Source organism: Dysgonomonas sp., assembly GCF_035323175.1.
In the GTDB taxonomy this organism is placed as follows: Bacteria; Bacteroidota; Bacteroidia; order Bacteroidales; family Dysgonomonadaceae; genus Dysgonomonas.
Genome location: NZ_DAOKYH010000005.1, coordinates 34,750 through 48,805, shown reverse-complemented (window position 1 = coordinate 48,805; position 14,056 = coordinate 34,750). Strand labels below are relative to the sequence as shown.

General features: G+C 38.1%; 10 protein-coding genes and 1 pseudogene. 9 read left to right on the top strand and 2 right to left on the bottom strand.

The annotated features are described in order from the left end of the window. Window positions 1–39: 39 nt before the first annotated feature. The 6 genes and pseudogenes from PKC55_RS18185 to PKC55_RS08195 form a co-directional block, all read left to right on the top strand. Window positions 40–1,254, top strand: a pseudogene (locus PKC55_RS18185) (amidophosphoribosyltransferase); the annotation flags it as partial. A 121-nt stretch (window positions 1,255–1,375) separates the two neighbouring features. After that, window positions 1,376–2,152: a carboxypeptidase-like regulatory domain-containing protein gene (locus PKC55_RS08215; RefSeq protein WP_291129489.1), complete on the top strand. Its 777-nt coding sequence runs from the start codon at window positions 1,376–1,378 to the stop codon at window positions 2,150–2,152. 258 nt (window positions 2,153–2,410) lie between these two features. Continuing rightward, window positions 2,411–3,802, top strand: coding sequence for a tRNA uridine-5-carboxymethylaminomethyl(34) synthesis GTPase MnmE (gene mnmE, locus PKC55_RS08210; protein WP_291129492.1), 1,392 nt, complete (start codon window positions 2,411–2,413; stop codon window positions 3,800–3,802). Between the two features lie 245 nt (window positions 3,803–4,047). Next, entirely contained in the window at window positions 4,048–4,974 is a 927-nt protein-coding gene (locus PKC55_RS08205) for a helix-turn-helix domain-containing protein (RefSeq protein ID WP_291129495.1), read from the top strand. A 2-nt stretch (window positions 4,975–4,976) separates the two neighbouring features. Then, on the top strand, window positions 4,977–6,026 hold the full coding sequence (locus PKC55_RS08200; RefSeq protein WP_524536941.1) for a phage integrase SAM-like domain-containing protein: 1,050 nt from the start codon (window positions 4,977–4,979) through the stop codon (window positions 6,024–6,026). Between the two features lie 421 nt (window positions 6,027–6,447). After that, window positions 6,448–6,987: a dihydrofolate reductase family protein gene (locus tag PKC55_RS08195; RefSeq protein WP_291129498.1), complete on the top strand. Its 540-nt coding sequence runs from the start codon at window positions 6,448–6,450 to the stop codon at window positions 6,985–6,987. A 1,000-nt stretch (window positions 6,988–7,987) separates the two neighbouring features. Here PKC55_RS08195 and PKC55_RS08190 read toward each other — a convergent pair. Together PKC55_RS08190 and PKC55_RS08185 are read right to left on the bottom strand one after the other, a co-directional pair. Then, window positions 7,988–8,212 carry a winged helix-turn-helix domain-containing protein gene (locus PKC55_RS08190; RefSeq protein WP_291129500.1) on the bottom strand — a complete coding sequence of 75 codons (225 nt, stop codon included), beginning with the start codon at window positions 8,210–8,212 and terminating at the stop codon, window positions 7,988–7,990. Window positions 8,213–8,429: 217 nt separating this feature from the next. Then, window positions 8,430–8,840, bottom strand: a complete 411-nt coding sequence (locus PKC55_RS08185) for an HYC_CC_PP family protein (protein WP_291129501.1) — start codon at window positions 8,838–8,840, stop codon at window positions 8,430–8,432. 350 nt (window positions 8,841–9,190) lie between these two features. Here PKC55_RS08185 and PKC55_RS08180 point away from each other — a divergent pair, with 350 nt between their 5' ends. The 3 genes from PKC55_RS08180 (at window position 9,191) to PKC55_RS08170 (ending at window position 14,054) form a co-directional block, all read left to right on the top strand. Then, window positions 9,191–9,670 carry an HYC_CC_PP family protein gene (locus PKC55_RS08180; protein WP_291129502.1) on the top strand — a complete coding sequence of 160 codons (480 nt, stop codon included), beginning with the start codon at window positions 9,191–9,193 and terminating at the stop codon, window positions 9,668–9,670. 129 nt (window positions 9,671–9,799) lie between these two features. Next, window positions 9,800–10,219 (top strand): rhodanese-like domain-containing protein, encoded by a 420-nt coding sequence (locus PKC55_RS08175; RefSeq protein ID WP_291129504.1) that lies wholly within the window; start codon window positions 9,800–9,802, stop codon window positions 10,217–10,219. Window positions 10,220–10,223: 4 nt separating this feature from the next. Further along, window positions 10,224–14,054: an efflux RND transporter permease subunit gene (locus tag PKC55_RS08170; protein WP_291129507.1), complete on the top strand. Its 3,831-nt coding sequence runs from the start codon at window positions 10,224–10,226 to the stop codon at window positions 14,052–14,054. Window positions 14,055–14,056: the final 2 nt, after the last annotated feature.

The following is a 14,056-nucleotide window of genomic DNA, read 5'->3' as shown; positions in this document are numbered from 1 at the left end:
GAGAAAAATCTTGATATTCATTTTATGCTCAACAAGGCAAGTGAGAAATGGGATGGAGGTTATACTATAGGAGGGCTTATCGGGTGTGGCGATGGATTTGTTTACAGAGATCCTTCGGGTATTCGTCCGGCTTTCTATTACAATGACGACGAAATTGTTATTGTTGCATCAGAAAGACCTGTTATACAGACAGCTCTAGGACTTGATGTTGCCGATATAAAAGAGTTAAACCCGGGACAGGCCATCATCGTAAAGAAAGATGGTACAGTTATGTTTTCTCAGATACAAGAGCCTAGAAATATTTCTCCGTGCTCATTCGAACGCATTTACTTTTCGCGAGGATCAGATTCTGACATATATAACGAACGCAAGAAATTGGGGAAACTTCTTTTGCCTCAAATTCTGAAAGCTATCGATTCGGATATCCAGCACACCGTATTTTCTTTTATTCCCAATACGGCAGAAGTTGCTTTCTTCGGGATGACCGACGCATTCAATAAACATATGAATGATGTTAAACTTAGAAAGATAAAAGAAAAAGGGGCATCTATCACTGAAGAGGAATTGCAAAAAATTCTATCTATGCGGGTTCGTACCGAAAAAGTTGTGATAAAAGATATAAAGCTAAGAACCTTTATTGCACAAGATAAGAGCCGTGACGACTTGGCTGCACACGTGTATGATGTTACTTATGATTCGGTAAAGCCATATGAAGATAATCTGGTTGTTATCGATGATAGTATAGTGAGAGGTACTACGCTGAAACAAAGTATAATAAAGATACTCGATCGGATTCATCCGAAGAAAATCGTTATCGTATCTTCTTCTCCTCAGATACGTTATCCTGACTGTTATGGTATCGATATGTCGAGAATGAATGAATTTGCTGCATTCAGGGCTGCCATCGAATTGCTGAAAGAAAGAGGAATGCAATCGGTGATAGATGAAGTGTATCGTAAATCTTTGGCTCAGAAGGATAAGCCAAAAGAGGAAATAGTAAACTATGTGAAAGAAATTTATGCTCCTTTTACAGACGAAGATATTTCGAAAAAGATGGCTGAAATGCTAACACCAAAAGGAACAAAGGCCGAAATAGAAATTGTTTTCCAAAGCATTGAAAACCTTCATAAAGCGACACCTAATCACAAGGGAGACTGGTATTTCTCCGGAAATTATCCGACTCCGGGTGGAAACAGAATGGTAAACACCGCTTTCTTGAATTATATAGAAGGAAAAAACAACCGCTCTTATTAAGGGTAATAAATATATAAGAGAGCTGATTTTATATCAGCTCTTTTTTTATTTACTTTTCATGTAACCATGTCCCTCTTAGAATAGTCTTATTATAAAAGATGTAAACCATTAAATATATAATATGAAAAGGACTCGGCTATTTCTGTTAATTTTATTCGTAGTAGGTATCAGCAACATTTATTCTCAAGAATTTGTAACAATATCAGGACGGGTTACAGATTTCGACGGAAATCCTATCGACAGTTGCTGGATAGGGCTTAATTATTCGGATTTTTCGCCTGCTTATCAAACGTATTCAGATAAAGACGGTTATTACTCTCTGGAGAATGTAAAGAAAGGGAAATACAAGTCTTTTTATGCACTTCGCCCCAAAGAGTATCCTCGAAGAGATGCGGTGGCGGACGACGACAAACGTCTTGAGTTTTGGGCATGGAATGTAATAGCAGATCGAGATCTGACGATAAATCCTCGTTATCACCGTCTGGAGCTTTATGGCACAAACGCATTCAAAGTCGAGGGTGGATATAATGGCCTCTTTATATACACACGACCTATGAGTGTGGGAAAAGTACTTACATATTCCAAAGAATTGCAGCTAAATAAAGCTAAGGCAGAAAAAGAAATGGATGTATCAGTTAAACCTGAATTTTTCAGAGTGAAGGTATTTATTGATGATAAAGAGGTTGCGGTGAACTCTGTACAGCGTGTGCAGGAATATGTAGGGAAAGATAATCCCAGCATGGGTACTTATATTATCCAGACAGAGTTACCCAAAGAAAAATCAGATAAACCATATCGTATAATAAGAGTAGTGGGAGAAAATCTGGAGCATAATGAGATGGGTGAGAATATATATTTCTATGAAGTAAAGAATTACGAGGAAACCCCGAAAAACTGAGGAAGCTATATTTCATAATCAATTTATTATGTTCTTGAAAGTCGGATAATTTCAGAACCAACCAACAATTTAATATCTTTGTTTTATTAATTTGCAATAGTTATTTGATCTGTATAATTTTATCTATTTAAGGTGATACTGAAAACCGAGCTTTGCAAGCAGAAAGGTTACAGTAAAAAGAATGTAAAACATGTTACTTTTGTCACCTTTGTCACTTTTTAGGACTTAACATATTGCTGATTCGTATTAATATTGATTATGAAAGAAAACAATATAATAGCAGCTATATCTACACCTGCAGGTATAGGAGGAATAGCCATTATACGTCTGTCGGGAAATGGATGTATAGAATTAGTTGACGCTGTTTTTAAATCCTTTAAGGCGAAAAAACTTGCAGAAGCAAAAGCGTATACAGTTCATTTCGGATCTATCATCAAAGAGAACGTTGTTTTAGATGACGTACTGGTGAGTGTATTCCGGAATCCCCATTCGTTTACCGGTGAAGATATAATAGAGATATCCTGTCATGGTTCTATTTATATTCAACAAAATATATTACAGCTTCTTATATCAAAAGGAGCGTCTTTGGCTCAACCGGGGGAGTTTACTCAACGAGCTTTCTTAAATGGAAAGATGGATTTGTCTCAGGCTGAATCGGTGGCGGACTTAATAGCATCATCTTCAGCCGCAACACATCGCTTGGCAATGAATCAGATGCGTGGAGGTTTTAGTAATAAGTTGATTGAGCTTCGTACTGAATTGTTGAATTTTACCTCTTTGATAGAGCTCGAACTTGACTTTTCGGAAGAAGATGTTGAATTCGCAAATAGAGATCATCTCAAAGAAGCAGCGCATCAGATAGAATCACATATAAAGAAACTGGCAGATTCTTTTAGTATAGGTAATGCCGTTAAATCCGGTATTCCGGTTGCAATTATAGGCGAAACAAATGCCGGGAAGTCTACCTTACTCAACCTTCTTTTGCATGAGGAAAAAGCAATTGTATCCGATATTCATGGTACAACGAGAGATGTTATTGAGGACACGATTAATATACAAGGACTGACTTTCAGACTCATTGATACCGCAGGAATACGTGAGACTCATGATGAGATAGAAAGTCTTGGGATTGAACGTACATTTAAGAAGATAGAACAAGCGAATATTGTTTTGTGGGTAGCCGATTGTGAAACTATAAATGAGCATATTGAGGAGTTGTCTCAAAAAATACTGCCTGTAGTTGGTGATAGGAAGTTGATTCTTATATTTAATAAGGTTGATATTATTTCAGCAGAAAGAAAAGCAGAAAAAGAAAAGCTTCTATTGGATAAAATTCCTGAACGGGTTTTCATCTCGGCTAAATATGAGCAAGGAACTAATCAGTTGGAAGACTTATTAGTAAAAACGGCAAATATCCCTGAAATTAGTGAGCAAGATATTATTGTTACGAATGTTCGTCACTATGAGGCTCTCCAAAATGCATTAGTTGCTATAAAACGTGTTTCCGAAGGGTTAGAACTAAAAATATCGGGGGATTTTCTCTCACAAGATATTCGTGAATGTATGTATTATCTGGGGGAAATTACGGGTCAAATTTCTACAGATGAGATATTGGGTAATATTTTTAGTAAGTTCTGTATCGGCAAATGATAACTAATTAATATTAATAGATATTTCTTATAATGTACAACTAAGTCGCTATTAAATAGCGACTTTTTCTTTTCTATTTTTATCTTTGAAAATCAATATTGATGAATGACGTGATAGTTTTTCTGTCATAATTGTACCGTTTTCGTCAAAATATAAAAATGGCTCAATTTTTGTTCATAGATTGTGTATTATTGCAACACATTGCAACGCCACGCAACATGGTGCAACAAAAATAAGGAGAAATTATGAGTAGTAAAATGGAAATATCAAAGATCTGCGAATGTTGTGGAAAAACTTTCATAGCACAGAAAACAACTACACGCTATTGTTCGCATAAATGCAATTCTAAAGCATACAAACAAAGCAAGAGGGAGTTTAAGATGGTAGCCATTAATTACTCTACCATGCAGGAGATAGAGCGAATCAGTGATAAGTATGAAAAAATAAAAGATAAAGAATTTCTCTCTGTTTCAGAAACTGCATTTCTTCTTGGTATTGAACGTACAACAGTTTATCGCTATTTACACAAAGGGACTCTTAAGGCTGTGCAAACTAATGGTAAGTCTTTTATTCGTAGATCAGATATAGATGAGATGTTTGATAATGCAGAGGAATACGAATCTAAGGCCAAGCCAAGTAAAGAGCCTAAACCATTAACCGAATTATATACAGTAGCCGAGATTAAAGGAAAATTCAACATCAAAGAATCGTGGCTTTATAAGATTACCAGAGAAAATAATATCCCTAAAACATTGATCCGAGGTAAATCATATTTCAGTAAAGAGCATATCGATAAATACTTTGAAAAGAAAGGCTTTAACAAAAGCCAGGACATAAAAGAATGGTATTCAGTAGAAGATATCCAAGAGAAGTATAATCTCTCAACAGCAGCCATATATAGTTTTGTATCCGAGCAGAATATTCCCCGAAAGAAAGACGGACGCAAAGTCCTATATTCAAAGAAAGATTTCGACATAGCCAAAGGTTACGAGCAACCCCAAGAAGCCGAATATTATACCACAGAAGAAGCCATGCAAAAGTATAATCTCACACGTGATGCTCTCTATCATTATGTGAAGTATCATAATATACCAAAGATAAAAGAAGGTAGATATGTGAAAATATCAAAGCCCGACTTAGATAAGTTATTCAACCCTCAAATAATCTTATAACTATGGGAATAAGCAAAGTAGCACTTCGACGACGACCTATAACAGGAGCGAGAGAGAGTCTTTATCTGGATTTTTATCCTGCTATTCGTGATCCGTATTCAATGAAAATGATACGGCGTGAGTATTTAGGTATTTATATCTATGCCAAACCTAGAAACGAAATTGAAAAGGAGTACAATAATGAAATGCTGATGAAAGCTGAAGTTATCCGCAGCATGAGAGTACAAGCTATTATCAATGAGGAATACGGTTTCTTAGATAAGAATAAAAAGAAAGCTGACTTTCTGGTTTATTACAAACTGAAAGCCGAAAAGAAAGACCAGAAGTGGATGAAGGTTTATCAGCATTTTTCCAATTTTGTCAAAGGTAAATGCACCTTTGGAGATGTGAACGTAAACTTATGCAACCGCTTTAGGAATTATCTGATGGATGCAAAGCAATTGAAACATAAAGATCTTCGTATATCTAAAAATTCAGCATCAGGTTATTTCTCTACATTCAGAGCTTTATTGAAGATTGCATATAAAGAAAAATTCTTCAGAGAGAATCTCAATGAATATCTGGACTCGATTGACACTACAGATGTAAAGAAAGAATATTTGACTCTAGATGAATTAAAGACTTTAGCCAATACTCCTTGCGACTTCCCCATTTTAAAGTCTGCATCTATTTTCTCATGTATGACAGGCTTACGGATAAGTGATGTTTTAAAATTGGATTGGAAAGAAATACTTCCTGCCTCCGATGGTGGTTACTGTATGCGGTTAAGAACCGAAAAGACAGAAACAGAAACTACCTTACCCATTAGCGGTGAAGCGTTAGAATTATGTGGAGAGAGGGGTAAAGGAAAAGTATTCAAAGGTTTAACAAAGGCTATGACTCAACAACCTCTAAAGGATTGGGTAGCCAGTGCAGGGATAACAAAACATATCACATTCCACCTTGCAAGACACAAAAAAACATATTATCATCTCCTAATCAATGGATTACAAGCCATTTACACTCGGGCAGGTAACGATTTAGAAACCAGCTTGGTTCTTAGATTTGCTTAATTTCCTCACTATATTAAAGAGCGACTTACGTTTTGTAAAGATAGAAAATAATCTTTGGCTTGCTCCGATTTTTAATAAATTTCTTTCTTCTTAATTTGCTGCAACAAATAATTCAGTAACATCCCCAATATAAAATCACATGAAATAATTACCTTTGCATTGGTAAAATAGAATAATAGCGGATTCGTCCGTTTGTATATAACATAACGTTCGCTGAACGTCTCAACACGAAAACTGGTAATTTTCATTTTGAAAGGGACTAATAGCGCAATGTTCATGCTATACGAAAGTATGGCGTGGGCTTGCCTGTTTCTTTCAAAGGGTATACCAGTACCTCGTGTTGGAATGGTGTGAGTTCCGCGCTTCTTTTTTGTGGGATTGTGAACGTTTTTAAGATTAGTAACGTTTAAATGAAAAAAACATGAAAAAGATTATCCTTTACATCGCTGCATCCATCGACGGGCGAATTGCTGAACTAGACGGCGGTATTGAATGGCTTTCTGAATTTCCCATTACCGAAGAAATGAATTACGGCTATAAGGATTTTTTTGCATCGATTGACACTATTGTTATGGGTGGTCGTTCTTGGCGTGAGATGTCAAATATGGATGCAATGGGCACTTATGCCAACAAAATGATCTATGTGGTTTCTCATCATAATTGGGGCGAAAAGGGAAACATCAAGTTCATTACAGAGAATATTACTGAACGTATTGCTGCTCTACGTAATGAGCCAGGAAAAGATATTTGGCTGTTTGGGGGTGGCGAACTAATTTCAATATTATTAGCTGCTGATTTGGTTGACGAAATGCAAATAGCCTATATCCCTGTTATTCTCGGTCAAGGAATCTCCTTATTCCCTGAACAGCCAAAAGAATCGAAATGGATAATAAAAGGAACTAAGGTTTACTATTCTGGAATACTGAAAGTCGACTATCAAAAAAAATATAGTTTCATATAGGGTATTCTTATCTTTATGCGGGTGTAATCTTCCGATAGTTGATATCTTCCCGACAGGCGAGGCTGTGCATACACACCCTTTTTAAGTGGTATATCCACTCTCACACCTGCATTTACAGAAAATTTACCTAAGAATATATTATCTGTGAGATAAACCGTTGGTTTTTCCAACTCTCCGCACATGTAGGTTTTTTATTTCCAACAATTGACAGATTATCCAATAAGGAAGTAAGACGAGAAAAGGTGGCTGTAATTTTTGAACTTGAAACTGTTTCCCATATCCGTTTATAAGATGTTGCACCACCCTCGTTGTTAAATGTTTTCAACACAAAAAATATAAAATATAATTATCAGATTTCCGGTCAGAATAGTGCGACCAACATTTTCACTAAGGCTACTCCATTTACCCCAACTGTGTTTTTTGAAATTATTTTCTGATTTGTGGTAGGGTAATTCCTTCCTTGTGCGGTTGGTTATACGAAAGCGTTTCAATGAAAAAGAAAATAAATTATAAATCTGTAAAAATTAAAAGATAAATGAAAAAACTATTTTATTCGTTCGTAATAGTCTTATCCGTAATATCATTTGTGGCATGTAGAGTATATCTGTCATAAACCTGTTTATTTGAGATATTGATTGCAGGAATATTCCTGCAATCAATATTCATTACTTTTTAAATACTGCGACGGATATTATCCATACGATAAAAGCAGATGTACCCATAATGGGTACCGGATAATTATGTTTTACACAATATGAGTGATTACATCTGATAAAAAAATACCAGATAATCAACCCTATGCATGCACCGATAAAAAGGCTTATGATAGATATATATTTTAAGAAAATCACTCTGATCCTGTCATGTTCCACTACAGTGACAGGAGACTTAAATTTTTTCTTGTTACTCATGGCCTGAAATATTAGAATTTATGGACTTCATACAATATGAAAAGCAACTATTTATCCCCAAAAAACGCTTGAGTATAAATTAATTTCGTTCAATAATAAAGTTCAGTGAGAGTGTTATTTAATTCTATATATAAAGTTCCGTTATTATCTTTAAAAGAAACTTTATTTTCTCTGGCCAGCCAGCCTAGAGCTAAAAAAATCATGGAATCCCTGTAACCTGAGAATTCACCTATTTCCCTTATTGACAATACTTTATTCTCAGACAATAAACGCCAGATTAAACCTGCGTCAATACCAATATCATTTTTTAGCATAATTTTATAGTTTAATTCATTACATATAATTTAATGATATATAAATACAGGGATCACACGAACAATTTTACAATTACCCTGTGTTACGTATTTATAAAAAACAGATGAAAATCGAATCAGATACAAAGGAGCAAACAGAGACTGCTTCTTTTTGGATAGGTTTATATTATGCCCCAACAAGGATGAAATGCAACCTGCCTGTTTGCATTATAAGTAATTAAATGAGGTATGTGCAATGAAGAATATTCAAAGGAGTCTGCCTGCTATCAGGAGGAGCATTTTCTGAATAAAATGAAAATACTAAGGATTTTACGAAGAAAAAAGAATTATCAAAGTGTAGAAATATATATGAAAATACCAAGTGCAATGACTCATTCTCTAAAATCGGTTTAAAATCGACCTGATCTATATTGATTTTGAGTAATTGAATACTATGCTCGCAGCATTGTTCTTTGCCTGTGTTTTTACATCCTCTTTCATTACATCTGTTACAGGACACATTTTTACGTTCATTGACAACCAGACCCGATTTTACCAAATCGTTCCGACATATTACCCTATAATTGAGAAATCCAATGGAAAACACCAGATAGAGTATCGCTATTATTGCAAAAAATCTTTTTTCCATGTAAAAGCAAAGTTATCAATATTTTAATTCGGGTATCCACCTGATTTGAATTTTATATTTTTTTATGAGAATATATAAATAACCTACTATACATGGAAATCCGATTTCATTTTTTTACAAAAAAATGACAGATATTTGTTTCCTCAGGTATTTTCCTGCTATTATATTATGAGATAGGCCTATGCTTTATCAATTAATCCATGTAAAATAAATTTATTACCAGTGTAATACACCCCGATGGTATCACAACGAACTGTTAATTTTTATCAAAAAAGGAATTCTTATTTTTTCAATAAATATAATATACATATATTTGTGTCAATCGTTATATTTTTGAAATATCAATTGAAATGAAACGGATTATATCTATATTTTTACTTCTCATCATGTTGGTCGTCGGAGCCCATCCGGTGTTGGCCATGCATTTTTGCGAAGGAAATTTATATTCCGTAGGTATTTTGGATGATACGATGAATAAATCGTGTTGTGCGGTTATGCAAAATATGCCACAACATAAGAACAACTCTTGCTGTTCTGACCAAAAGGAGAGTATATCGGATCAGGATACTCATCAAATGCCTGGCTCACACGATGATTGCTGTGATATTCAAAAAGTAGAATTATCGACTGATGATTATCAGCACCAAGACAGGCAGTTTAGTCTCAGCCAGATTTTGCCATCATTCAATGCCATTTGGTTTACATTAAATTACATGTTCAATTTTGTTGAACCCGATACTACGGTTACTGTTCAACGTACTTTTCCACCGGGCGGTCTTTATACCCAAAATACAGACCTGCTTACCTATATCTGCATCTACCGTATTTGATTTTATAAGGTCGATAATCACCGTTATTGATTAAAACAAGATGATCTGAACAAACTTAAAACTAAGTTTTGTTTAGAGTTGTTTTACATATCTATACTTATTTATATATGCTTATAAAATCAAAAGACAATGAGACCTATATATTTTTTATTCGGTATAGCTTTTTCCTCAAGCTATACTATGGGGCAGTCTTACCCCAATCATGGCAGAGAACACGCCACTGTAACAGATTCCGTTTTATCAAAAGCGGAAGAAGTACGTTACGAATTTATCAGCCATATAGCCGGTGAAGCATCGGCGGTCGTAGTTGATGTACGTACACCCGAAGAGTTTAAAGAAGGCCACATCGATAAATCCGTCAATATTCCTTTAGATGCACTGGAAGAATCTTCCCGCTTACTGAAGGACTATAAATACATCATTGTAGTTTGCCGGAGCGGAAAAAGAAGTGAAGAAGCCAAAACAATATTAACACTTCAGGGGTTTACTAATGTATACGATGGGGGAGACTGGCAAAACGTTGATAAATCATTGAAATATAATAAATAAGACTATGCTGAACAGAATTATCAAGTATTTTCTTGAGAACAGGTTAATAACGATGTTATTACTTGTCCTGATCGTTGTCTGGGGATTATCTACCGCCCCTTTCAACTGGCACGGAGGCTTATTACCCCGTGATCCCGTACCCGTTGACGCTATTCCCGATATCGGGGAAAATCAACAGATTGTAGCTACCGAATGGATGGGGCGTTCCCCCAAAGATATGCAGGAGCAGGTTACTTATCCGCTGACAACTTCCCTCTTGGGTATTCCCGGAGTCAAGACCATCCGCAGTACCTCCATGTTCGGTATGTCGTTCATTTATATTATTTTCGATGATAATGTCGAATTCTACTGGAGCCGTTCCCGCATTTTGGAGAAGCTCAATTCACTTCCGGCAGGAACTCTCCCCACAGGCGTACAGCCCTCTCTGGGGCCCGATGCAACAGCCCTTGGCCAGATATACTGGTATACGCTCGAAGGGCGGAATCCCGAAACAGGAAAACCGACCGGAGGCTGGGATCCCGATGAACTGAGAACCATACAGGATTTCTATGCAAAATATTCCATTTCCTCTGCCGAGGGTGTTTCTGAAGTGGCCTCCATAGGCGGTTTTATAAAAGAATACCAGGTCGATATAAATCCCGATGCCATGCGGGCATTTAATGTCTCGATTATGGATGTGATGAGTGCCGTGCAGAAAAGCAACCTGGACATAGGAGCCGAAACCGTTGAGATAAATAAAGCCGAATATCTGGTCAGGGGGCTGGGATATATCAAAAATGTATCCGACCTGGAAGAAGCCGTAATAACGGTACGCAACGGTGTCCCCGTCAAAATAAAGGATGTGGCATTTGTTAATCTGGGGCCTGCCACCCGAAGAGGCGGTCTGGACAAAGAAGGTGTTGAAGCCGTAGGTGGCGTAGTTGTCGCCCGCTACGGGTCGAATCCGATGGAAGTCATCGAAAACGTCAAAACCAAGATAAAAGAAATGGAAGCCGGGCTTCCTCAAAAAACGCTGGCTGACGGTACTGTTTCAAAAGTAACGGTTGTTCCTTTCTACGACAGGTCGGGATTGATACAGGAAACCATCGGAACCCTTGAGACAGCTCTTTCGCATGAAATACTGATCTGTATTATCGTTGTTATCGTACTTGTCTTTAATCTGCGGGCATCGGTTATCATATCGAGTATACTTCCTATTGCCGTGCTGTGTACATTTATTATTATGAAGTATACAGGTGTCGAAGCCAATATCGTGGCTCTTTCGGGTATAGCCATAGCCATCGGGGTGATGATAGATGTGGGGGTTGTCTTTGTCGAAAATATTATCCGGCACATCGAAATGGAAGAAGAAGCCAATAAAGGTATAACCAGAGGCAAGGCATTTGTAAACCTGATTTACAAAAGTGTGAGTGAAGTTTCCGGTGCATTGTCGACAGCGATGCTCACTACCATTATCAGCTTTTTACCTGTTTTTGCTATGGAAGCACAGGAGGGTAAATTATTTAAACCACTGGCTTATACGAAAACATTCGCACTGACCTCTGCATTCTTGTTAGGGATAGCCATGTTGCCGACAATAGCATACTATATCTTTTCACTGAAATTATCTTCGAAACAAATCCGTAAAATCGCAAATATTGTTCTTATTGCCGGAGGTATAATTCTTTTTATATTCTCAGGCGTTGTAGCGGCATTAGGACTTACCCTGCTGGGATTAAATAATTTCTTTGCATGGTACTGGGCAAAAGATAAAATTCCGACATATATAAATATAGGAATAGCACTTCTGATAGCAGTATATTACCTGACCATAGAATGGCTGCCGATCGGGACGCAAGAAGGATTCTTTTTGAACTTTATATTCGTGATTTCCTGCATCGCTGTTATACTGGGCCTGTTATGGATACTGGTTATTTATTACGAAGGCATTCTACGCTGGTGTCTGGCTCATCGCTGGAAATTTATGCTGCTGCCTATTACCACTGTCTTTTTCGGAATAGTTATCTGGCTTGGATTTGACAGCACTTTCGGATTCGTAGCCAAAGGATTTGAAACCGTGGGATGGAAAAGTTTCCGTCAAACAGGTTTCTGGCAAGCCTCCAGTGAACGCTTTCCTGGTATCGGAGAAGAATTTATGCCGAGCCTGAATGAAGGGTCGTTCCTGTTGATGCCCACAAGTATGCCTCATACCGGGATTGAACAGAACCTTCAATTTATTGAAACACTCGATAAGCGGATATCAAATATTCCCGAAGTGGAAATAACCGTCGGCAAATGGGGACGTGTCAATTCGGCTCTCGACCCGGCTCCTACCCAGATGTTTGAAAACACGATCAACTACCGCTCCGAGTTTATACTGGATGAAAACGGTCACCGCAAACGTTTCAAAACCAATCGTAACGGCGATTTTTCCTTAAAAGGAGGCTCAACCTATAATCCGAAAAACGGATTCAGACTGATACCCGCCGATAGTCTGGTGGCAGACAGTAAAGGAGATTATTTCCGCCAATGGCGTCCGCATATCAAAAAGACGGACGATATCTGGCAGGAAATAGTGAATGTTTCCCATATGCCCGGTCTGACCTCTTCTCCTAAGCTCCAGCCGATCGAAGCCCGTCTTGTGATGTTATCCACAGGTATGCGTGCCCCGATGGGACTAAAAGTTTCCGGTCCCGATCTGGAGTCTATCGAGCAAGGGGGACGGGCTATGGAGCAGGCACTCAAAGATGTTCCCTCTATCCTGTCTTCAACCGTATTCTATGACCGTGCCGTAGGTGCACCTTATATCGAGATCAAACTCAACAGGCAGAATATGGCACGTTACGGAATTACGGTAGCCGATTTACAGGATGTAATCAGTGCCGCCGTGGGAGGTATGTCTTTAACTACGACGGTCGAAGGGCGGGAACGTTTTCCTGTGCGCTTGAGATATCCCCGTGAGTTAAGAGGAAATCCCGAAGAATTGGCACGGCTGATTGTTCCCACAGCTACAGGAGCACAGGTTCCGTTGAAAGAAGTGGCCGATATACAGTATACCAAGGGAGCACAGATGATTCAAAGTGAAAACACCTTCCTGCTTGGATATGTGATTTTCGATAAGGTAGCCGGCAAAGCTGAAGTAGATGTTGTAAAAGAAGCCGATAAGATACTCAAAGAGAAAATCAGTTCGGGCGAGTTGCAATTGCCTAAAGGAGTATCGTATAAGTTTGCCGGAAATTACGAACAGCAAAAACGGGCAGCTACCCGCTTATTGTTAGTTGTTCCGTTGAGTTTATTGGCTATCCTGCTGGTATTGTACTTCCAGTTCAAAACCGTGACAGCTTCGCTTATTCACTTCTCGGGGGTAATCGTTGCTTTTGCCGGCGGATTTATCCTGTTATGGCTCTATGGCGAACCCTGGTTTATGAACTTCTCTGTGGGAGGGATGAATATGCGTGACCTGTTCCAGATGCATCCCATTAACCTGAGTATCGCCGTCTGGGTCGGATTTATCGCCCTGTTCGGTATTGCCACCAATGACGGGGTATTGATGGGAACCTATATACATGATACGTTTGTGGAAAGAAATCCGCAAACTAAGGATGAAATCAGGGAAGCTGTAATCCATGCCGGACTGAGAAGGGTTCGCCCTGCCGCCATGACTACTGCAACGGCGTTGATAGCTTTGCTTCCGGTACTTACATCGACAGGTAAGGGAGCCGATATAATGATTCCGATGGCTATACCGACTTTCGGTGGTATGCTTATACAGTCGATGACCATGTTTGTAGTTCCGGTATTCCAATGCTGGTGGAGGGAGCGTGCGATCAGTAAACACGGTAAAATAGAAGAATGAAA